Origin of the sequence: Mycobacterium kansasii ATCC 12478 (assembly GCF_000157895.3) — a bacterium.
Taxonomy (GTDB): domain Bacteria; phylum Actinomycetota; class Actinomycetes; order Mycobacteriales; family Mycobacteriaceae; genus Mycobacterium; species Mycobacterium kansasii.
This window is the reverse complement of sequence record NC_022663.1, coordinates 5,470,146-5,491,833: the sequence shown is the minus strand read 5'-3', so window position 1 is coordinate 5,491,833 and position 21,688 is coordinate 5,470,146. Positions and strand designations below refer to the sequence as shown.

Annotated in this window: 20 protein-coding genes; 4 read left to right on the top strand and 16 right to left on the bottom strand. The window is 66.9% G+C overall.

Features of this window, described 5'->3' with window-relative positions; all coding sequences use genetic code 11:
• The first annotated feature begins 2 nt into the window (after positions 1-2).
• The gene (locus tag MKAN_RS23740; RefSeq protein WP_023372434.1) at positions 3-1,694 is read left to right on the top strand and encodes a CocE/NonD family hydrolase; all 1,692 of its coding nucleotides are present in this window, start codon (positions 3-5) and stop codon (positions 1,692-1,694) included.
• Here MKAN_RS23740 and MKAN_RS23735 read toward each other — a convergent pair.
• The 4 genes from MKAN_RS23735 to MKAN_RS23720 form a co-directional block, all read right to left on the bottom strand.
• On the bottom strand, positions 1,653-2,198 hold the full coding sequence (locus MKAN_RS23735; protein ID WP_023372433.1) for a DUF1802 family protein: 546 nt from the start codon (positions 2,196-2,198) through the stop codon (positions 1,653-1,655). The two genes, MKAN_RS23740 and MKAN_RS23735, sit on opposite strands and share 42 nt — an antisense overlap.
• Positions 2,195-2,464, bottom strand: a complete 270-nt coding sequence (locus MKAN_RS23730; RefSeq protein WP_023372432.1) for a DUF2277 family protein — start codon at positions 2,462-2,464, stop codon at positions 2,195-2,197. The genes MKAN_RS23735 and MKAN_RS23730 overlap by 4 nt, the downstream gene beginning before the upstream one ends.
• Positions 2,465-2,492: 28 nt before the next feature.
• Positions 2,493-3,728 (bottom strand): PPE family protein, encoded by a 1,236-nt coding sequence (locus MKAN_RS23725; RefSeq protein WP_023372431.1) that lies wholly within the window; start codon positions 3,726-3,728, stop codon positions 2,493-2,495.
• 128 nt (positions 3,729-3,856) lie between these two features.
• On the bottom strand, positions 3,857-5,059 hold the full coding sequence (locus tag MKAN_RS23720; protein WP_023372430.1) for a PPE family protein: 1,203 nt from the start codon (positions 5,057-5,059) through the stop codon (positions 3,857-3,859).
• 275 nt (positions 5,060-5,334) lie between these two features.
• Here MKAN_RS23720 and MKAN_RS23715 point away from each other — a divergent pair, with 275 nt between their 5' ends.
• The gene (locus MKAN_RS23715) at positions 5,335-6,084 is read left to right on the top strand and encodes an enoyl-CoA hydratase (RefSeq protein WP_023372429.1); all 750 of its coding nucleotides are present in this window, start codon (positions 5,335-5,337) and stop codon (positions 6,082-6,084) included.
• Between the two features lie 283 nt (positions 6,085-6,367).
• On the opposite strand, the gene MKAN_RS23710 is transcribed toward MKAN_RS23715, so the two are convergent.
• The 11 genes from MKAN_RS23710 to rimP form a co-directional block, all read right to left on the bottom strand.
• Positions 6,368-7,450: an ABC transporter ATP-binding protein gene (locus tag MKAN_RS23710; protein WP_023372428.1), complete on the bottom strand. Its 1,083-nt coding sequence runs from the start codon at positions 7,448-7,450 to the stop codon at positions 6,368-6,370.
• Positions 7,443-8,756: an ABC transporter substrate-binding protein gene (locus MKAN_RS23705; protein ID WP_036391355.1), complete on the bottom strand. Its 1,314-nt coding sequence runs from the start codon at positions 8,754-8,756 to the stop codon at positions 7,443-7,445. Before MKAN_RS23705 ends, MKAN_RS23710 begins: the two co-directional genes overlap by 8 nt.
• A 6-nt stretch (positions 8,757-8,762) precedes the next feature.
• Positions 8,763-9,548, bottom strand: coding sequence for a carbohydrate ABC transporter permease (locus tag MKAN_RS23700; RefSeq protein WP_042312924.1), 786 nt, complete (start codon positions 9,546-9,548; stop codon positions 8,763-8,765).
• A gap of 47 nt (positions 9,549-9,595) precedes the next feature.
• Positions 9,596-10,507 carry a carbohydrate ABC transporter permease gene (locus tag MKAN_RS23695; RefSeq protein ID WP_023372425.1) on the bottom strand — a complete coding sequence of 304 codons (912 nt, stop codon included), beginning with the start codon at positions 10,505-10,507 and terminating at the stop codon, positions 9,596-9,598.
• Positions 10,508-10,586: 79 nt separating this feature from the next.
• Positions 10,587-11,909 carry an MATE family efflux transporter gene (locus MKAN_RS23690; protein ID WP_036444400.1) on the bottom strand — a complete coding sequence of 441 codons (1,323 nt, stop codon included), beginning with the start codon at positions 11,907-11,909 and terminating at the stop codon, positions 10,587-10,589.
• A 6-nt stretch (positions 11,910-11,915) separates the two neighbouring features.
• A complete protein-coding gene (locus MKAN_RS23685; RefSeq protein ID WP_023372423.1) occupies positions 11,916-12,929 on the bottom strand; it encodes a DHH family phosphoesterase in 1,014 nt (337 codons plus the stop codon).
• Positions 12,904-13,401, bottom strand: coding sequence for a 30S ribosome-binding factor RbfA (rbfA, locus tag MKAN_RS23680; RefSeq protein ID WP_023372422.1), 498 nt, complete (start codon positions 13,399-13,401; stop codon positions 12,904-12,906). The genes MKAN_RS23685 and rbfA overlap by 26 nt, the downstream gene beginning before the upstream one ends.
• Before the next feature lie 113 nt (positions 13,402-13,514).
• On the bottom strand, positions 13,515-16,355 hold the full coding sequence (infB, locus tag MKAN_RS23675) for a translation initiation factor IF-2 (protein ID WP_023372421.1): 2,841 nt from the start codon (positions 16,353-16,355) through the stop codon (positions 13,515-13,517).
• A gap of 88 nt (positions 16,356-16,443) precedes the next feature.
• Entirely contained in the window at positions 16,444-16,674 is a 231-nt protein-coding gene (locus MKAN_RS30000) for a YlxR family protein (RefSeq protein WP_230589209.1), read from the bottom strand.
• A 189-nt stretch (positions 16,675-16,863) separates the two neighbouring features.
• Complete coding sequence (gene nusA / locus MKAN_RS23665; protein WP_023372419.1) at positions 16,864-17,907, bottom strand: transcription termination factor NusA; 1,044 nt, start codon at positions 17,905-17,907, stop codon at positions 16,864-16,866.
• Entirely contained in the window at positions 17,904-18,437 is a 534-nt protein-coding gene (gene rimP, locus MKAN_RS23660) for a ribosome maturation factor RimP (protein ID WP_023372418.1), read from the bottom strand. Before rimP ends, nusA begins: the two co-directional genes overlap by 4 nt.
• A 226-nt stretch (positions 18,438-18,663) precedes the next feature.
• Between rimP and MKAN_RS23655 the strand changes: the two genes are divergently transcribed.
• Both MKAN_RS23655 and MKAN_RS23650 read left to right on the top strand, forming a co-directional pair.
• Positions 18,664-19,200 carry a hypothetical protein gene (locus tag MKAN_RS23655; protein WP_036391352.1) on the top strand — a complete coding sequence of 179 codons (537 nt, stop codon included), beginning with the start codon at positions 18,664-18,666 and terminating at the stop codon, positions 19,198-19,200.
• Positions 19,197-19,685: a ferritin-like domain-containing protein gene (locus MKAN_RS23650; protein ID WP_023372416.1), complete on the top strand. Its 489-nt coding sequence runs from the start codon at positions 19,197-19,199 to the stop codon at positions 19,683-19,685. The genes MKAN_RS23655 and MKAN_RS23650 overlap by 4 nt, the downstream gene beginning before the upstream one ends.
• On the opposite strand, the gene MKAN_RS23645 is transcribed toward MKAN_RS23650, so the two are convergent.
• A complete protein-coding gene (locus tag MKAN_RS23645) occupies positions 19,686-21,434 on the bottom strand; it encodes a proline--tRNA ligase (RefSeq protein ID WP_023372415.1) in 1,749 nt (582 codons plus the stop codon).
• Between the last annotated feature and the right edge of the window lie 254 nt (positions 21,435-21,688).

The following is a 21,688-nucleotide window of genomic DNA, read 5'->3' as shown; positions in this document are numbered from 1 at the left end:
CAGTGAGCGCCACCTCGCCACGGTCCGAGCAGCGCGGCCCGAGCAGGCGAGCCGGCCGCGCCGTCCCGGGAGCGGTTGGCGCGCTGCTGCGTCTGCCCCGCGCGACCACGCGCTACACCGTGAGCCGGGTGCACGTCCCGATGCGCGACGGGATTCACCTGGTCGCCGACCACTACGCGCCCGCTACGTCCGAACCCGTCGGTACCCTGCTGGTCCGCGGCCCCTACGGGCGGGGCTTCCCGTTTTCTTTGGTGTTCGCCGGGCTCTATGCCGCGCGCGGCTATCACGTGGTGTTGCAAAGCGTGCGCGGAACTTTCGGGTCGGCCGGCGAATTCGAACCGATGGCCAACGAAGCGGCCGACGGTGCCGACACCGTCGAGTGGTTGCGGCGCCAACCGTGGTTCACCGGCCGGTTCGGAACCGTCGGCCTCTCATACTTGGGTTTCACTCAGTGGGCGCTGCTGCACGATCCGCCGCCGGAGCTGGCCGCGGCCGTCATCACCGTGGGGCCACACGATTTCCGGGCCTCGGTGTGGGGCACCGGATCGTTTGCCGTCAACGACTTCTTGGGCTGGAGTTATCTGGTTTCGCGTCAAGAAGAATCGGGGCCGCTGCGAGGCGCGATCCGCCAGCTACGGGCGCCGCGCAAGGTGAAACGTGCCATCTCTGGGATGCCGATGAACTCGGCGGCCCGGACACTGCTCGGCGAGGGCGCACCCTGGTTCGAATCCTGGGTACAAAACGCCGACCACGATCACCCCTTCTGGGAATCACGGCGTTATCCCGCCGCGTTGGACCGCGTTGAGGTTCCGGTCCTGCTGCTGACCGGCTGGCAGGACATCTTCCTGGACCAGACGCTGCACCAGTATCAGCAGCTGCGCGACCGAGGCGTAGAGGTGGCGCTGACAGTCGGTCCGTGGACCCATACCCAGACAATGAGTAAAGGGCTGGCCACCTGCGCTCGGGAGTCGTTGGACTGGCTGGACGCCCACGTTGGCAACGCGCCCGCCCCGCGCCGCGCGGCTGCCGTCCGGGTCTTCGTGAACCGCCACGGCTGGCGCTCCCTGCCCCAGTGGCCGCCGGCCACCACCGAACGGGTGCTGTACCTGCAGCCGAACGGCCGCCTCGACGAGACGGCGCCGCCGGCCGGCGCGCCACCGGCGACTTTCCGCTTCGATCCCACCGACCCGACCCCCATCACGGGCGGACCGCTGCTGTCGAAGGGCGGCTACCGCAACGACAGCCGGCTCGCGCGGCGCAACGACGTGCTGTGCTTGACCGGCGCTTCACTTACGCGCGATCTGTACATCTACGGAAACCCCGTCGTCGAACTGACGCACTCCTCGGACAACCCCAACGTCGACGTGTTCGTCCGGGTCAGCGAGGTCGACACCAAGGGCCGATCACGCAATGTCAGCGACGGCTACCGTCGGCTCGGGGACGCGCCGGAGACGGTCCGCATCGAACTCGACGCCGTCGCCCACCGGTTCAAAGCCGGCTCCCGTATCCGCGTCCTGATCGCCGGTAGTTGGTTTCCGCGCTACGCAGCCAACCTGGGCACCGGAGAACCGGCACTAACCGGCCAGCAGACCAAGCCCGCCACCCACTCGGTGCATTTCGGCAATTCCCGGCTGCTGCTTCCCACCGGCCCGTCAGCCGACCGCGTCGCGAACCCTGGCGGCGACCTCGGCTAGCGCCGCGTCGTCATGCACCGGCGTCGCCAGACTCGCCGCAATCGGCAGCTGAACCCAGCTGGTGCAACCGGCGTACTCGGGGATGCGGGTGACCTGCACGGGCTCGGTGAGCGGGATCGCGGACACCACCAGGACGGCCAGCTTGTGCTTGGGCCGGAAGTCGAGCCGGTCCGCGCGGATCGACGCGGCGGTCCAGATATGCAGATCCTGAATGTCGTCCAGCCCCTCTGGCCGGTTAACCTGAAGTGCTGCAACGACTTTCGCCGCAGCCCGCACCACCAGTCGCTCGTCGGTGCTGTCGGCGGCCGCGGCCGGCAACAAGTCGCGATGCTCGGGACGAACCCGCTGCGCGTGGCTGTGCGCGACCGTCGGGAACAACAAGAACTCTCCGGCCGCCACCTCGAACCGCTTCTCCCCGATGCCGCCCTTGCGCAACAGCACGGTTTGCCGGCCGTCCAGCAGCGCGTGCACGGCCGCACTCCATTCCTTCAGCGCAGGCGTCACTGGGATCTCGCCACGCGGGCCAACACTTCGGGCCGGCGCAGCGGCGGCAGACTCTTGGGTGGCTGACGCCGCCCTGGCAGCGCGGCCAGCAACCGCGTCGTCGTCGCCGCCACTTCCGCAACCGCGGCTTCGAACACTTCGGCATTGGCCGCTGACGGGCGGGTGATGCCGCTGACCTTGCGCACATACTGACGGGCGGCGGCCGCGATCTCGGCCGCCGTGGCCGGGGGTTCCAGGCCGCGCAGTTCGGTGATGTTCCGGCACATGTCTCAACGATAGGGCGCGGTATCCGCGCTACCCAGCAGACGGTGAGCGCTGCATCACTCGATACCGGAATCCGTATCGCTGGTCAGCCGCGGCGTGCTTGCCGGCCGCTGTCATCGGCATGCCCTGCAGGTAGGCATTCGCCTTCGCGTTCGCCAGGGAGCCGATCATGTCGAACTCCTGATCCAGGGGCGCGTGCAGCACCCGAACGCTGGCGTCCCAGCTGCTCGGTGTCGACAAGGAGCCGATCGAGCCGGCCTTGCCCATCACCGCCGATACCGGTCTGGCCAGACGGTCGAGGCGTTCCCAATACTGTTCGGGCACCGCTGCCGCCCCACCTGCGCCGGCACCCGGCGGCGCCCCGAACCGAAGTTTCGGACCCCAGCTGTCCAGAACCGACGACCCTGAATCGCCGGCCCCGCCCGGGCTCCCCGGTATCGTTTGCTGTGCGATCGAGGCAATGAACTGCCCCATTCCCATCCCGAAATAGCTCAAGCCGGCCAGCCGGACCAGCGCGGTCCGTTCCGCGGGGGTGATCTCGGGCAACAGCGCCTCGAGCCAATGTGCGAATGCCGCGTATCCCGGGAACCACGTGTTGGACGACAGTCGTGCCAGCGCGTGCGATATCGCCGGAGTGGAGGCGAGCCCCCAAATCTTTGCCGTTATTGCCGTACCCGCAGATGCCGCAGCGACTTCCGCCACCGCGGCTGTTTGCCGAAGTGATCCGGTTAGGTCGGTTGTCGTCGGCGGAGGGTTAAACGGGGCCAGCACTGTGGCGGTTGCCGACGAGCCGGCATAGCCGTACATCGCGGCAGCGTCTTGGGCCCACATCTCGGCGTATTCGGATTCGGTGGCCGCGATCGCCGGGGTGTTCTGCCCGAAGAAGTTCGTGGCGACGAGCGTCATCAGCAAGACGCGGTTGGCGGTAACCGCTGGCGGGGGCACCGTCATCGCGAAGGCCGTTTCGTAGGCGGCGGCGGCCACCCGGGCCTGGCTGGCGGTGTGTTCCGCCTGGATTGCGGTGGCGCTGAGCCATGTCACATACGGGGCGGCAGCGGCCATCATCGAAGCCGCCGCCGGACCGATCCATGCCGCGTCGGTCAACTCGGAGATCACCGACGAGTAGCCCGACGCCATCGCGCCCAGCTCGCCTGCCAGCGCATCCCAAGCCGCGGCTGCTGCCAGCATGGATCCTGAACCTGGACCGGCATACATCCGCGCGGAATTGATCTCCGGGGGCAGCGCCCCGTAGTCGCCGCACATCATCGGCGTCTCCGTGACTGCGGATCGTCACCCGCGGGCAAGACCCGCAGCCGCAGAATCGCCACGGCGCCGGCGTTGACCCGCGGGCCAGGTTTTCGGCCGCTCGGTGCTGTATCGGTAGCCATCGGTTGTTATCCGGCGAACGGCGGACGCGCCATGACGGTGGGGCGGACACCGTATCGCGGACCGGAACCGGTCGCGCCGTGCCCCATCGGCCCCCCAAGCGGCATGCCGCCCAACAGGTTTCCGGAACCCGCAGCGTCGGGCGCGAATTTGAACGTCTCGACCGGCATCCGTGCCGGGATGGACTCGACGTCCGGCAGGGCCTGCGCCCACGAGGGCGGCACCGACAACCGGCCGATCGACCCGGCATGGCCCAAACCGGCCGACACCGGCCCGCCGCCGCCCACCAGGCTCCCCAAACCCGCTAAACCGCCCTGCGCGGCGCCGCCGGCGGCTGCGGCGGCCGTGCCGCCGAGCAACCCCAAAGTCTTGCTCGACTGAACAAAGTTGTTCGCCATGCCGATGCTGAAATAGGGCAAGCCCTCGGTGTTGTAGAGGAAGCTGGCGTATGGCTGTAAGTCGGTCAGCAACGCCGCAATCGACGTGGGAAATGTGGACGTTCCGAACAGGATCTGCCACAGCCACGCCAGCGGTGAACTCGACACCGCCGAAGCAACCGGCGTGGCGAGCCCTTGCAACATGGTGGGAATCCCCGAAATGAGACGGGCAAGGGCTGACTGGCTGGCGCCGGCCGAGGTGGCAGCGGCGTGAGTGACCGCAGCGGTTTGGCCGGATGCGCCGGCGGGGTTGACGATGTGCGGCGGCTGGTTGAACGGGGTCAGGGTCGTGGCGGACCCGGTAGCGGCGGCGTACTCGTACATGGCGGTGGCGTCCTGAGCCCACATCTGGCCGTACTGGGCTTCCAAAGCCGCGATCGCCGAGGTGTTCTGACCGTAGACGTTCGACTGCATCAACTCGGCCAACTGCAGACGGTTGGCCAGGATCGCCGGCGGTGGCACCATCGCGGCAACGGCGTTCTCGTAGGCGGCCGCCGCGGCTCTCGCCTGCATGGCCGTCTGCTCGGCTTGCGCGGCGGTGGCCCGCATCCAGACAACATAGGGAGCGACGGCGGCGGCCATCGCCGTCGATGCCGGGCCCAACCACCCTTCCCCGGCCAGCTGGTCGACCAGCGTTTCATAACCGGCTGCCGCGGAATCCAATTCGGCTGCCAGCGCGCTCCAAGCCGATGCCGCAGCTGTCATCGACATCGACCCCGGGCCGGTATACATTCGCGCAGAGTTGACTTCCGGTGGTAAGCCGCCATAATCCATTCGCGTCGTCTCCTTAGTGAGGACGTGGCGGCATCGGTGTTGGCGCTTGGTCCACCGCCCATCCCACACAGTGAGCAAAGTCACACTGTTGCGTACACAACAGTTGTTACTTGCACTTGTTAATCAGTTGAAGCGAAGCGTAGCTGCCTTCGGACCGAACGTCCAAGCCGGTTGACAATTGTTCATCGGACGTACATTGCCCAGCCATTCCCGGCCATTCACGGGTGCGGCGGTACAGCCCGTCGGCAGCGTCCGCCACTGGCTACGGTTGCCTTATGACCGACGACATCCTGCTGATCCACACCGACGAGCGGATCCGCACCTTGACCCTTAACCGCCCCCAGTCCCGCAATGCGCTATCGGCGGCACTGCGGGATCGCTTCTTCGGGGCTCTGTCCGAAGCCGACGCCGACGAGGACGTCGACGTCATCGTCCTCACGGGTGCCGATCCGGTGTTCTGCGCGGGACTGGACCTCAAGGAGCTGGGCGGCCAATCGGCATTGCCGGACATCTCACCGCGCTGGCCGGCCATGGCCAAGCCGGTGATCGGCGCCATCAACGGAGCTGCGGTGACCGGCGGACTCGAACTGGCGCTGTACTGCGACATCCTGATCGCCTCGGAGCACGCCCGCTTCGCCGACACCCATGCCCGGGTGGGTCTGCTGCCGACCTGGGGGCTCAGTGTGCGGCTGCCGCAGAAGGTTGGTGTGGGTATGGCCCGCCGGATGAGCCTCACCGGCGACTACCTCTCCGCCGCCGACGCGCTGCGGGCCGGCCTGGTTACCGAGGTCGTGCCGCACGACGAACTGCTGCCCACCGCCCGCCGCGTCGCGGCGTCCATCGTCGGCAACAACCAGAACGCGGTGCGCGCACTGCTGGCGTCCTACCACCGCATCGACGACTCCCACACCAGTGCCGGACTGTGGCTGGAAGCCATGGCCGCCAGGCAATTTCGCACCAGCGGTGACGACATCGCCGCAAATCGGGAGGCCGTGCTGCAACGCGGACGCTCCCAGGTGCGCTAGGAGCCGAATCGGCTCGTATCGGGGGTTCCGCTGGGACCGCGATCGGTTGAATTGCGGTTTCGGCTTCGGAACCACCGTTGCCCAGTCATGTGGGGGTACCACCGGGGTTCTCGTTCATCGAGACTGAAACCACTACGACCGCCATCGGCGTGTCGTGTGCGTGGTTGCAGTGTCGTGGCTACCAGCCGGCGTTCAAGAAGGGAATACCGCAAGGGGCACAACGTATTCGCCTCTGGAAACGGGCCCAATGAGGACCACCTGACGTCGGTAAGGCAGTCGATCCTCAGCGGATACGGGTCCCGGTCCGGCTGTCGAAGAAGCACACCTCTTCCGGGTGCGGCAGAATCCCCAGCGTGTCGTCTACCCCGACCGCGGTGTGGCGGTCGGTGCGGACCACGATCCGCGGCGCACGTAACGCCCAGCCCGCCTGCTCGAGAGGGCTTGCATACACAAAGGATTCGAACCCCAACTCCTCCACCAACTCGGCCCGAACACTCAACGATCCCGCAGTCCCGGCCGGCACTACATCCCAGGACTCCGGCCGGATGCCGACCAGCACCTGCCCGACCGCCCCGCGTGGAACCGGAATCGTCAGCTCCGGCGATGCCAGGGCACCATTGTTCACGGTGGCCTCGATGAGGTTCATTGCCGGGGCCCCGATGAACGTTGCCACGAACGTGTTGACCGGGTCGTCATACAGCGTGCGCGGGCCGTCGACCTGTTGCAGCACACCGTCTTTGAGCACGGCAACCCGATCACCCATGGTCATCGCCTCCACCTGGTCATGGGTGACGTAGACGGTGGTGGTGCCCAGCTGACGCTGCAGCCCGGAGATCTGCGACCTGGTGCTTACCCGCAATTTGGCATCCAGATTCGACAGCGGTTCGTCCATGCAGAACACCCGCGGCCGGCGCACGATCGCCCGTCCCATCGCCACCCGTTGACGCTGCCCACCGGAGAGCTTCGACGGCTTACGATCAAGCAGCTCAGTCAATTCCAGCATGTCTGCGACCTCGAGCACTCGCTGCCGAGTGGCTGCGCGCGACATCCCGCCGTTTCGCAGGGCAAACCCCATGTTGGCAGCCACGGTCATGTTCGGGTACAGCGCATAGTTCTGGAAGACCATCGCTACGTCGCGTTCCCGTGGCGGCAGATGCGTCACGTCCACACCACCGATAGTGATCTGGCCGCTTTCGACCGATTCCAGCCCGGCCAGGAGCCGAAGGACCGTGGACTTGCCGCAACCGGAAGGGCCGACGAGGACCAGAAATTCGCCGTCGGCAATATCGAGGTCCAGGTTGACGACGGCTGGCACGTCGGCGCCGGGATAGCGATGGGTCACTGCGGAATACCGAATGTCAGCCATGACCGGGTAGCTTTCGCTTGATTTGCCGGTCGAGGATGATTTTCAGTTGCCGGTTGATGTCGGCGAAGGTTGACGTGACGTCGGCTCCTTTCAGCCCAATGGATTCCAGGCCGGTCGAGATGATGCGGTTACCGCCGGGCAGGAAAACGCGCGCGTAATCTTGCGGGCGGGTGTGTGGAAGCTGGTCCAGCGCCACTCGCGCGCGGGGGTTTGCCGCCAGGTATTGCTGCTCGCTCGTGTCGTCGACGGCGGACTTTCGGACGGGCAGATAGCCGGTGCGCTGACTGAAATACGCGGTGTTGGCCGCATTGGTGATGAATGCGATGAACTTGAGCGCGTTGACTTTTCGTTCGTGGGATAGCTTGGTGGGAATCGCCAGCCCTGCCCCGCCGGTCGGGCAGCCGGGCGCTCCACCCGGGCCGGTGGGCAGTGGCGACACTCCGAAATTGAAGCGGGCAGCTGCGGTGATGCCGACTAAGGCGCCGGTCGATGCCAGGGCCGAGGCCACGATGCCGGTGGCGAACTCGTTGTTGATATCGTTGGCGATCGCCGCATACCCCTTGCGATGGATAGAATCCCGGTAATAGTTGCCGGCCGCGATGGTGGCCGGGTCGGTGAACTTCAGCGTCCACTCGTCAGAGTAGGCGCCGCCGAATGTCCAGTTCGGCCCCTGGAACGTCCAGGAGATGAGCGTGTCGTTGGCCCAGCCGTGTGCCCAGTTGCCAGCGGTGACGGCGCGCTGCAGCTGGGGACCCCACTCGTCGAATTCTTGCCAGGTTTGCGGCCCGCGGTCCGGCAGGCCGACACGGTCCCATACCGCCTTGTTGTAATAGAACAGCGGTGTCGAGCGGGCATACGGCAAGGCATAGTGTCGGCCGTTGAACTCGTAGTCGGCCAACAGTGAGTCGACGTAATCGCTTGTGTCCAACCCGACTTCGTCGAACAGGTCTTCCAGCGGGGTGATGACACCACTGAGGGCGAAATGGAACCACCAGATGTCGTCCAACAACACGACGTCGGGCACATCGGTTCCGATCAGCGCCGCGTTGAACTTCTGCACGACTTCCTCGTAGTCCTTGCCGGCGTCGATCAGCTTGACCGGCAAGTCCGGAAAGCGGCGCTGAAAGCGATTGATCAACTCCCTCTCCACCGCGGTGGATGTGCCGGGATGACAGGACCAGAAGGTGATTGGACCGGAGCCCGATTTCACCCCGCCACTGCCGCCCATCCCCGCACACCCGGCCGTCGCTCCCGCGGCAGCGGCACTTGCCAGCGCGAGGAACCGTCGGCGGCTTACCGGATTCATGGCACCCTAACCCTTGACCGCACCTGACGTCAGACCCTTGATCATTTGGCGTTGCAGGACAATGAAAATCAGCAAGATCGGCAACATCGCCAGCAGGGTCACCGCCATCACCGGACCCCAGTTGGTGATGCCCTCGGCCTGTTGGAGGAACGTCAGCCCCACCGGCAGGGGCGCCACCGATTCGTCGTCAGACATCAGGAACGGCCACAGGTACTCATTCCATTCATTGACCACAGTAATGATGCCGAAGGCCACCATGGTGGGCCCCGACATCGGCAACACCACCCGCATGAGAAGTTGCCACCAGCGCGCCCCATCCATTCTGGCCGCTTCGATGATCTCGGGGGGCAGCGACAGAAAGTGGTTGCGCATCAGGAATGTTCCGAAAGCGACACCGGCCAGCGGCAAGATGATGCCGGGAAAAGTGTTGCGCATACCCAGTTGTGAGATCAGCGCATAGTTGGAAATCACCGTGATCTGGTTGGGCACCATCAGCGCGGCGATAATCACCAGGAACACCACATTCTTGCCCGGAAACCGCACGAACACCAAGCCGAACGCGCTGAGCACGCCGAGCATGAACTTCACCACCGCCAGCGCCGACGTGATGACGACCGAGTTGCGCAGGAAGGTCCAGAACGGAATCTGCTCGGTCGCCGTTCGGTAATTCTGCGGATGCCAGCGCGGCGGCCACCAGGTCGTGGGCTGCGAATAGATGTCAGGCTGGTCCTTGAATGAGGTGAAAAACACGAACACCAGCGGCCCGGCGATCAATACGACGACCAGCGACATCGCAGCATAACCGAGCAAGCGCGCGGTCGCGCGACGGCCTGCTGACGTCACTGCCGCTGCCCCCGATCCATGACTCGCACCTGGTAATAGGTGATGGCCAGCAGAACCAGGAACATGATGGTGGCGACGGTGGCGCCGTAACCGGCCCGAAAGTTGCGGAACGTCTCCAGATACACCTGGTAGACCATCGTTGTGGTGCCGGTGCCCTGCGGGCCGCCACGGGTCATGACGTTGATCACGTCGAACACCTGCAACGAGTTGATCAGCACGGTGATCGACAAAAAGAAGGTGGTGGGACGCAGCTGGGGCAACAGCACCCGGCGAAACGTGGTCCACCGGCTGGCGCCATCGATTTCGGCCGCCTCCAATAGATCTCGGCGCACCCCTTGCAACGCCGCCAGATAGATGACGAAGGTGTATCCGAGGTTCTTCCAGACATAGGTGACGGTCACCATGAACATCGCCCAGTGCGCATCCTGGTAAAAGTTGGGCACGTTGACTCCGATGCGCGCCAACAGGTCCTGTACCAGACCGAAGTGCGGATCGAAGACGAACTGGGCCGCCAGGCCGACGGCCGCCCCCGAGATCACGAAGGGCGCGAATACCATCGAGCGCACCAGATTTCGGGCCCGCAACGGTTGATCGAGCAGCATGGCCAGCACCAGCCCCAGCACCATCGAGCCCACCACCGCGGCGGTGGTGAACACTGCCGTGTTGAGCACGATCTGCCGGGTGTCGTCGCGGGCGAACCACTCGGCGTAGTTGGAGAACCCGACATAGTCGGCTTTGGGGTCGGAGACATTCCAGTCGAAGAACGACAACCTGATGTTGTCGGCCAGTGGGCGGTAGATGAAGAGCAGCAGCAGCCCCACATTGGGGCCGACCAGGACGACGAACAGCGCGTAATCCCGCCACGGCCGGTGCCGCGCTCGGCGCGCGTCGGGGAGGAGGGGGGTCACCGGCGCAGTGTATCGGCCGGTCGACGTCGAGATCGCCGCGCGGGAACCCGACGATAGCCATGACGGCAATTTCGGCGCGTCAGGCCGCCCCCGTCAGTGCCCACCGGCCGCTGATCGTCCGCCATCCGACGAAGAGCAGCCGCAGCGCGACGAACGTGGCCAGGCCCGACCAGATGCCCGCCAGCCCCCAGCCGTACACCAACGACAACCAGGTCAGCGGCAGAAAGCCGATCAGTGCGCTGACGACGGTGGCGGTGCGCATGAAGGCAGCGTCACCCGCCCCCAGCAACACCCCGTCAAGCGCGAAAACAATTCCGGCGAAGGGTAATTGGGCCACCAGGAACCACCACGGCACCGCGATCGCGGCAAGCACCGATCGGTCATGGGTGAACAGCGAGGGCAGCAGCGGGGCCCCTACCCCTAACGCGGCGGCGAGCACGCCCGCCGCCAGCAACGAAAACACCGTCACCCGCCAGGCCACCGACTTCGCATGCGACACATCACCGGCACCCAGGGCAGCGCCGACCAGTGCCTGCGCCGCGATGGCCAGCGAATCGAGAACCAGGGCAAGGAAACCCCACAATTGCAGTACCACCTGGTGTGCCGCCAGCGCGGCGGCGCCGAACCTCGCGGCCACCGCCGCAGCCGAGACGAAACACGCCTGGAAAGCCAGACCACGCACGATCAGGTCACGCGCCATGACCAGTTGTGCGCGCAGCACCGGCCAATCGACCCGCAGCAGCACCCGCTCGGCCAGCAACGCACCCCCGAACAGCAGCGCCGCCAGCCACTGACCAACCAGATTGGCCACCGCGGAACCGGACAACCCCAGCCGCGGCATGCCCAGCCAGCCGTAGACCAGCAGCGGGCACAGCAATGCCGACAGCCCGAAACCCGCAACCACATAGCGCAGCGGCCGCATGGTGTCCTGCACCCCACGCATCCAGCCGTTGCCGGCGAGCGAAACCAGAATCGCCGGCACCCCCAGGATCGCGATCCGCAGCCACGGCAGCGCCGCCTCCGTGATCGCGCTACTGCCCGCGATCGCCGACACCAGCGGCACCGCCGCGGCTTCCACCACCACAATGGTCGCCACGCCCAAACCCGCCGCCAGCCAGGTCGCCTGCACGCCCTCGACTACCGCCGCGGCCCGATCGCCGGCACCGAAGTGGCGCGCCGAGCGCGCGGTCGTGCCATACGACAGAAAGGTCGCCTGCGAACCAACCAAGCCGAGCACCAGGCTGCCGATCGCAAGCCCCGCCAGCGACAGTGCGCCCAGCCGGCCCACCACGGCGGTATCGAAGAGCAGGTACAACGGCTCGGCGGCCAGCACACCCAGCGCGGGTAGGGCCAGCGCCGCGATCCTTCGGCCAGGAACACGAGACCGTCCGGCGCCGCTCAACGACCTTTAGCCCAGAGCAGCGAGCAGCGACGCCACAACATCGTCGATCGAGCCGCTCGTCGAATAGCCGGCCGCCAACCGGTGGCCGCCGCCGCCGAACCGCGCGGCGACGGGCGTCAGGTCCATATCGCGCTTGGCCCGCATCGACACCGACCACTGTCGTGGTTCGACCTCCTTCAACACCGCCGCAACTTCGGCCTGCTGGGTGGTGCGCACGATGTCGACAATGCTCTCCACTTCTTCCTGACGCGCCCGGAGAAATTCGCGGTTGTCGACGACCACGTAGACCAACCCCCGGCCAGCCACCGCCCCGGGCACCAACTGCGCCGAACCCAGCACCCGCGACAGCATCGGCAACCATTCGAACGGGTGGGTGTCCATCAAGGTCCGGCTGACGGCGGCATTATCTACGCCGATCTCGACCAGGCGCGCCGCCAGTCGATAGCCACGCGCACTTGCCCACCGAAACGAACCTGTGTCCGTCGTCAATCCGGCATAGATGCACTGGGCAACGTCCGTCTCGATCGGCTTGCCCCAGGCGTCGAGAAGGTCGGCGATCATCATCGTGGTGGAGTCTGCCGACAGGTCGATGAAGTTCGCGGTGCCGAACGCATCATTGGAAGCGTGATGGTCGATCACCAGCACATCCCGGCCGGGACCGGCCAGGTCACTCAGCCCGCCGAGCCGCCGGACACTCGGTACGTCTACGGTCACGGCCAAATCGACATCGCGACGCATCGCATCCGGGTTCACGAGCAAGTGGCACCCGGGCAACGACGCCAGCGACTCCGGCAATGTCGCCGGCGCCCCGAAACTCACCTCGACCTGCTTCCCGCACTTGTCCAACACCAACGCCAGCGCCAATCCGGCGCCGATGGCGTCCGCGTCGGGATGAACGTGGGCAATCACCGCGACACTGGCGGCGGCCGACAACATCTCGACGGCGCCGAGGGCATCGACACGCGCCCCCGGGCAAGTCGGCACCTCGGCCAGCTCAGTCTCTCGATCGGTCGTGGTCACCGGTGTCCCCAGCCTCGATCCGATCGCTAAGTTCCCCGGAAGCCCCGCCATCACGGTACGGGTCGGCATCGCCGGCTGGCTTGGCGCCCTGCCGAACCCGCGCCAAGTCAGCGTCGGCGGCACGGGCGCGCGCCAACAACTCCTCCATCCGATGCACGGTGTCGGACGTGGTGTCCCGGGTGAACGTCAAGGTGGGCGTGAATCGCACCCCGGTACCGGCTCCGACCTTGGTGCGCAGCACACCCTTGGCCCGGTCCAGCGCGGCGGCCGCGGCAGCGTAGTCCGGCTCGTCGTCCAGCGTCGGACCCATCACCGTGTAGTACACGGTCGCGTCGTGCAGGTCGGCGGTCACCTTGGCGTCGGTGATGGTCACCCCGGCAAGTCCCGGATCCTTGATCTCGTACTCGATCGCCGACGCGACGATGGTGGTGATCCGTTTGGCAAGTCGGCGTGCCCGTGCCGGGTCAGCCATCCGCGCGGCCCATCACGACTGCACCGCCTCGCCCCCGCACGCGGGTGATACCCCCACCGCATCGCTCCGTCCCCCGCAAGCGGGCGGTGCCCACTTTGCATCGTCGGCGGCGGTCACGAGCGTTCCTTTTGAACCAGCTCGTAGGACTCGATGACGTCGCCTTCCTTGATGTCGGAGTAGCCCAGTGTCAAACCGCACTCGAAGCCCTCGCGAACCTCGGTCACGTCGTCCTTCTCGCGGCGCAGCGACTGGATCGAGAGGTTCTCGGCGACCACGATGTTGTCCCGCAACAACCGGGCCTTCGCGTTGCGTCGCACCACACCCGAGGTGATCATGCAGCCGGCGATGAGGCCGACCTTCGAGGACCGGAACAATGCCCGGATCTCGGCACGACCCAGCTCGACCTCTTCGTAGATCGGCTTGAGCATGCCGCGCAGCGCCGCCTCGATCTCATCGATCGCCTGATAGATGACCGAGTAGTAGCGGATCTCGACGCCTTCGCGGTTGGCCAGCTCGGTGGCTTTGCCCTCGGCGCGCACGTTGAACCCGATGATGATCGCATCGGATGCCGACGCCAGGTTGACGTTGGTCTCGGTGATGCCGCCGACGCCGCGGTCGATGACGCGCAGCGCCACCTCGTCGTCCACCTGAATACCCATCAGGGCCTCTTCCAGCGCCTCGACGGTACCGGCGTTGTCGCCCTTGAGGATCAGGTTCAGCTGGCTGGTTTCCTTCAGCGCCGAGTCCAGGTCCTCCAGGCTGATCCGCTTACGGCTGCGCGCCGCCATGGCGTTGCGCTTGCGGGCGCTGCGCCGGTCGGCGATCTGGCGCGCGATGCGGTCTTCGTCGACCACCAGGAAGTTGTCACCGGCCCCGGGCACCGAGGTGAAGCCGATGACCTGGACGGGACGCGACGGCAATGCCGCTTCGATGTCGTCGCCGTGTTCGTCGACCATCCGGCGGACCCGGCCGTAGGCGTCGCCGGCGACCACCGAGTCGCCGACCCGCAGCGTGCCGCGCTGCACCAACACCGTGGCGACCGGCCCGCGACCGCGGTCCAGGTGTGCCTCGATGGCCACACCCTGAGCCTCCATGTCGGGGTTGGCGCGCAGGTCCAGTGCGGCGTCGGCGGTAAGCAGCACCGCTTCCAACAGCTGTTCGATGTTGGTGCCGTTCTTGGCCGAGATGTCGACGAACATGGTGTCGCCGCCGAAGTCCTCGGCCACCAGGCCGTACTCGGTGAGCTGGGCCCGGATCTTGGCCGGGTCGGCGCCCTCCTTGTCGATCTTGTTGACCGCGACCACGATCGGCACGTCGGCGGCCTGCGCGTGGTTGATGGCCTCGACCGTCTGCGGCATCACGCCGTCGTCGGCCGCGACCACCAGAATGGCGATGTCGGTGGCTTTGGCACCACGGGCACGCATGGCGGTGAACGCCTCGTGACCCGGGGTGTCGATGAAGGTGATCAGCCGCTCACTGCCGTCGAGGTCGACGCCCACCTGGTAGGCGCCGATGTGCTGGGTGATGCCGCCGGCCTCGCCCTCACGGACGTTGGCCTTACGGATGGTGTCCAGCAGCCGAGTTTTACCGTGGTCGACGTGGCCCATCACGGTCACGACCGGCGGCCGGGTCTGCAGATCGGCCTCGTCTCCGGTGTCCTCTCCGTAGGACAGGTCGAAGGATTCCAGCAGCTCGCGGTCCTCGTCCTCGGGGCTGACCACCTGGACGTTGTAGTTCATCTCGCTGCCCAGCAGCTCGAGCGTTTCGTCGCCGACCGACTGGGTGGCGGTCACCATCTCGCCGAGGTTGAACAGCGCCTGGACCAATGCGGCCGGGTTGGCGTCGATCTTCTCGGCAAAGTCGGACAGCGACGCGCCGCGGGCCAGCCGGATCGTCTCGCCGTTGCCGTGCGGCAACCGCACGCCGCCGACAACCGGGGCCTGCATCGAGTCGTATTCCTGGCGCTTCTGCCGCTTGGACTTGCGGCCGCGCCGGGGTGCGCCGCCGGGACGGCCGAACGCGCCCGCCGCGCCGCCGCGCTGGCCTGGACGGCCACCGCCGCCGGGGCCGCCGCCACCACCGCCGGGACGGCCGCGGAATCCGGTCCCGGGCGCGGCACCCACGCCAGCGCCGCCGCCGCGGTAGTTACCCCCGCCGCCGTCCGAACGGCCACCGGGGCCGCCGGGCCGACCGCCGCCGGGTCGCGGCGCGCCGGTGCGCGGCGGGCGTGGCCCACCGGCCGCACCGCCGGGACGTGGCGGCATGCTGCCGGGCGATGCACCCGGACGCGGCGCCCCGGGACGCGGCGCTCCGGGGCGCGGAGCCGGCGGACGCGGAATGGGCCGTTCGGCCGGTTGCGCCGAGGAGAACGGGTTGTTGCCGACGCGCGGGGTCCGGACGCCGGGCTTGGGCGCCGGTCCGGGACGCGCGCCGGGAGCCATGCCGGGGTGGGGTGCCGGGGGGCTGGGCGGTTGGCCCGGTAGCGACGTCGTCGGTTGTCCGGGTTGCGGCGCCTTCGGAGGCGCGGGAGTCGCGGTGGCGGCCGACGGGCGGGGGGTGGCTCGGGTGGGCGAAGTTGCCGTCTTGCCCGAGTCGGCGGCCCTGTCGGGTGCGACGGCCGTCGGTGCTCCGTTGCCGGCCGCCTTGGCAATCGCCTTGTCGAGGGCTTGGTCAAGGGACTGGTCTGCGGCTTTGCCACCATCCGTGCCGGGCGCGGCCGCTGTGGCCTTGGCGGCAGCTCGATCGGGGCCTTTCTCCGGGCCCTTGGCTGGGGCCTGTTCGGGGGCCGGTTTGGCGCCACCGAACGATTCACGCAGCCGGCGGGCGACGGGCGCCTCTACTGTCGACGATGCGGATTTGACGAATTCGCCCTGTTCACTCAGTCGGGCGAGCACTTCCTTGCTGGTAACACCGAGTTCCTTGGCCAACTCGTGTACGCGGGCCTTACCTGCCACTACATCTCCTGTCTATGAGGCGACGACAGTCGTAGGCCGCGCCTCGGGTTTAGCTATGACACATTGTCATCGGGACTTCACGGTGTGCTCATGTTCGTTGCTGCCTGTTCTGTTGCTCAGTGGAAAACCCACTGATGTGTTCGACCACCGCTGATGTATCCGGTGAACCGGTGATGCGCAGCGCTCTAGTGAAAGCCCTCCGCCGAATTGCTTGTTGTAGGCACCGCGGTTCGGGATGCAGCCATGCACCCCGCCCCTGCAGTCTTCTGCTTGGGTCAACGATCACGGCGTAGTTGCCGTTCCCGGTCGACTCAGCCACCACTCGAAGCAGTTCGACGGCCAACTCTCGCTTCCGGCACCCGACGCACGTCCGCACCGGTCCGCTGGGACTGTCGGAGCATCTGTGCGCCGCCACCGAAGGCTCGCGCTGGATCACGGCTAAGTCTAGCGTCACCGAACCGGCCGCCAGAACCACCCGGGGATGGCGTTATGGTTCCGACGCCGACCGCTAGCGGTCGTGTGCCATTCCGCGGCTGGCACCCTGCTCAGGCTGACCCGCCGGGTGCGCCGGTGAATCGCCGCGGATGTCGATGCGCCATCCGGTGAGCCGAGCGGCCAGCCGCGCGTTCTGCCCCTCCTTACCGATGGCCAGCGACAACTGGAAGTCGGGCACCACCACGCGGGCGGCCCGGGCATTCTGGTCGATCACCGACACCGAGACCACCTTCGCGGGCGACAACGCGTTGGCCACGAAGCGCGCGGGATCCTCGTCGTAGTCGATGATGTCGATCTTCTCGCCGGACAGTTCGCTCATCACGTTGCGCACCCGCTGGCCCATCGGCCCGATGCAGGCACCCTTGGCATTGAGACCCGGGACGTTCGAGCGCACCGCGATCTTGGACCGATGGCCGGCCTCGCGGGCCACCGCAACGATCTCCACCGACCCGTCGGCAATCTCGGGAACTTCCAACGAGAACAGCTTGCGCACCAGGTTGGGGTGAGTGCGCGACAACGTGATCAGCGGCTCGCGGGCACCACGACTCACGCCAACCACGTAACAACGCAGGCGGTTGCCATGTTCGTAACTTTCGCCGGGGACCTGTTCGGCGGCGGGGATCACACCCTCGGAGGCCTTGGTCTCGCTTCCCATCCGGACGACCACCAGACCGCGGGCGTTGGCCCTGCTGTCGCGTTGAATCACACCCGCGACAATCTCGCCCTCCCGGGTCGAGAACTCGCCGTATGTGCGCTCGTTCTCGGCGTCGCGGAATCGCTGCAACATCACCTGACGAGCTGTCGTCGCCGCGATGCGGCCGAAACCCTCCGGGGTGTCATCCCATTCGCTGATGAGGTTTCCCTCGTCGTCCAGCTCGCGGGCGATCACCCGGACGACGCCGCTCTTACGGTCGATCTCGATGCGAGCGTCGGTCTGGTGACCCTGGGTGTGCCGGTAGGCGCTGAGCAGCGCGGACTTGATGGTTTCGAGCAATTCGTTGACCGAGATACCCCGGTCGACCTCAATCGCATGCAGCGCGGCCATGTCGATGTTCATGATTCGGCCTCCGTACCAGTGGCCCCAGCCGCCGTCGCCAATTCGAGCTCGGCTCGGGCCGGCGGTGAAAACTCCACTTGGACAACAGCTTTCAGGACCTGCGCCAGTGGAATCTGGCGCACCGCCCAGTTCCGGCCCTGGCGGATCACCAGCGCCAGGGTGTCACCGGTCAGCTCGCCGACCCGGCCGGTCAGCCGCGATCCGTCGGCCAACGTGAGTTCGATCTTGCGACCGCGGGCGCGGCGAAAGTGCTTTTCGCTGGTCAGCGGGCGTTCGACACCCGGCGAGCTGACTTCGAGGACGTACTTGTCGCGGATGGCGTCCAGGCCGTCCAGCAAAGCCGAAGCGGAGCGCGACAGGGCGGCGATGGTGTCCAGGTCGAGTGCGGTGTCGCCGTCGGCGACCACCGTGATTCGCGGTGGGTGGGCGCGGGTGTCGATGACCACGTCTTCGATCTCGTAGCCGGCGCACGCGAATGCCCCACCGAGTAACTCGATCACCTGCGTCTGCGAAGGTAGCCCGGTGGTCACGGCGAGCTCCTCATCTTGAGTTGTCCGGTCATCTGGCGGATTTCGCCGCCAGGGTGCTTCCCCCGGCCCGCCGGCGCCCAATCGTCGGCGATCCACAGGGAACCAGCTACCAACGATACGCCAGGAATCGCCGATACCGCCGTGATCAGGTCGTTGAGGTTTCACCTCCCCGGACCTTGGTCCTCCCTTGTCGTGCCGGGCTCGTTGGTGATGGCAGGATGTTGCTGTGCCCAGAGCAGTACCCGTCGTCAACAGGCGGGGTGTGCTCGCCGGCGGTGCCGCTCTCGCTGCACTCGGAGTGGTCGTGTCCGCCTGCGGCGAGTCCACCCCCAAACCGCCCGCGGTCGATGAGCTCCTGGCGCCCTTGGAGCAGGCCCGACGCGACAGCGCGCTGGCGTCAGCCGCCGCGGCGGCAATCGGCAATCCGCCGCAGATCGCTGCCGCGCTGACGGTGGTGGCCAGTCAACGCGGCGCGCATGCCCGGGCCCTGGCCACCGAGATCGCCCGAGCTGCGGGCAAGCTGGTATCCGCCACCAGCGAAACGAGTAGCTCGAGCGCCAGCCCCAGCCCCACGGACACCGAACCCCCGCCCCCGCCACCGCCGGTGTCCGACGTGGTGGATTCGCTGCGCAAGTCGGCCGAGGATGCCAGTCGCCTGGTTGCCACGGTATCGGGCTACCGCGCCGGTCTGCTCGCCTCCATCGCCGCTTCGTGTACGGCGTCCTACACGGTGGCCCTGATGCCCGGCGGCCCCTCCATATGACCTCGTCCGAACCCAGCTTCGGGGCCAGCCCCAAGCGGTCGCCCGCCGGCAAAGATGCCGACACCGCGGCGCTGAGCGACGCCCTCGCCGTCGAGCACGCGACCATCTATGGGTATGGCATCGTGTCGGCGCTGTCGCCGCCCAGCGTCAACGACTTGGTGGTGGAGGCGTTGAACCAGCATCGCCAACGTCGCGACGACGTCATCGCGATGCTGGCCGCCCGCAAGGTCACCGCGCCGGCGGCCGCCCCGGGCTACCAGTTGCCCAATGACGTGGGCAGCGCAGCCGATGCGGCTCGGCTGGCCGCGCGGATGGAGAACGACGGCGCGACGGCGTGGCGTGCCGTTGTCGAGCATGCCGAGACAGCCGATGACCGGGCGTTCGCGTCGACGGCGTTGACCCAGAGCGCGGTGATGGCCGCCCGGTGGAACAAGGTGCTGGGAGCCTGGCCGATCACCGCCTCGTTCCCGGGCGGCAACGAATAGCTAACCGCTGATGACTGCCGCGATATCGGTAGCCAACGAGGCGCCGGCAGCCAGCTCACGGGTCTGACCGCTGAATCGGTCGCGCAACTCGACCACACCGTCCGCCCAGCCGCGTCCCACGACGACGATCCAGGGCATCCCCAGCAGTTCGGCATCTTTGAACTTGACGCCGGGCGAGGCTTGACGGTCGTCGAGCAGCACCTCGACCCCTTGCTGATTCAGTTCGGTGGCCAGCGCGACGGCTCCGGTGCGCGCCTCCGCGTCCTTGTTGGCGATCACCAGGTGAACATCGAACGGCGCGATCGCCGGCGGCCAGCGCAAGCCCAGCTCGTCGTGATGTTGTTCGGCGACGACCGCGACCAGCCTCGACACCCCGATGCCATAGGAGCCCATGGTCAGCCGTACCGGCTTGCCGTCTTCGCCGAGCACGTCGGCGCTGAAGGCGTCGGTGTATTTCTGGCCGAGCTGGAAGATGTGGCCGATCTCGATACCACGCGCCATGACGAGTGAGCCGGCACCGTCCGGAGAGGGATCGCCTTCGCGCACCTCGGCAGCCTCGATGGTGCCGTCGGCGGTGAAATCACGACCCGCAACCAGGCCGACGACATGCCGGCCTGGTTCGTCCGCCCCGGTGATCCAGCTGCTGCCGTCGACCACGCGCGGGTCGACCAGATAGCGAATATTGTTGGCGTGCAATGCCTTTGGGCCGATGTAACCCTTGACCAGGAACGGGTATCTGGCGAAGTCGTTGTCGTCGAGCAAGGCGTATTCGGCCGGTTCCAGGGCCGCGCTCAACCTCTTGTCGTCGACCTCGCGGTCGCCGGGCACTCCAATGGCCAGCAACTCCCAGTCCTTGCCGGGTTGGCGGACTTTGACCAGGACGTTCTTCAGGGTGTCGGCGGCGGTCACCGTGCGGCCCAGGTCGGCCTGGTTGGCCCATTCGACCAGCGTGGCGATGGTCGGGGTGTCGCCGGTGTCGTGGACCACCGCTTCGGGTTGTCCATCGATCGGTCGGGTCTCCGGGCGCGCGGTGATGACGGCTTCGACGTTGGCGGCATAACCGGACTCCGGGCACCGTACGAACGTGTCCTCACCGACCGGGCTTTCGGCCAGGAACTCTTCGGATGCGCTGCCGCCCATGGCGCCCGAGACCGCCGAGACGATGACGTAGCGCACCCTCAAACGTTCGAAGATGCGCTGGTAGGCCTCCCGGTGTGCGTGGTAGGCGGCCTTCAGGCCGGCGCTGTCGATGTCGAAGGAGTAGGAGTCCTTCATCACAAACTCCCGGACCCGCAGGATGCCGGCGCGCGGGCGGGCTTCGTCGCGGTACTTGTTCTGGATTTGATACAGGACCAGCGGAAAGTCTTTGTAGGAGTTGTATTCGCCCTTCACCGTCAGGGTGAACAGCTCCTCGTGTGTCGGCCCGAGCAAGTAGTCATTACCGCGGCGGTCCTGCAGCCGGAAAACGCTGTCGCCGTATTCGGTCCACCGATTCGTGGTCTCGTAGGGCGCTCGTGGCAGCAGCGCGGGAAACAAGATCTCTTGCCCGCCGATGGCGTTCATCTCTTCGCGGACCACCCGCTCGATGTTGCGCAGTACCCGCAGCCCCAGCGGCAGCCAGCTGTAGAGTCCCGGCGCGATGGGCCGAACGTATCCGGCTCTGATCAGCAGTTTGTGGCTGGGCACTTCGGCGTCGGCGGGGTCGTCACGCAGTGTGCGAAGGAACAGCTGGGACATCCGGGTGATCACAGGCGGCAAGCCTAGCCGGGCGACGATGCGGGCCGGCGCGGCCCGGTGAGGAGCCCGGCCATCAGACCTAGCCGGGCGACGATGCGGGCCGGCGCGGACCGCGGAGGAGCCCGGCAATCAGACCCAGCCGGGCGACCGGACCCATTAGTGTGCGGTGGCGGTTTTGACTGTGAGCTCAGGGCGGCCCCGAGGGCCGCTTGGCCGCCAGGTGCTCGCACTCGAAGCCGTCGACGCACGCTCGACTCGGCGTCTCG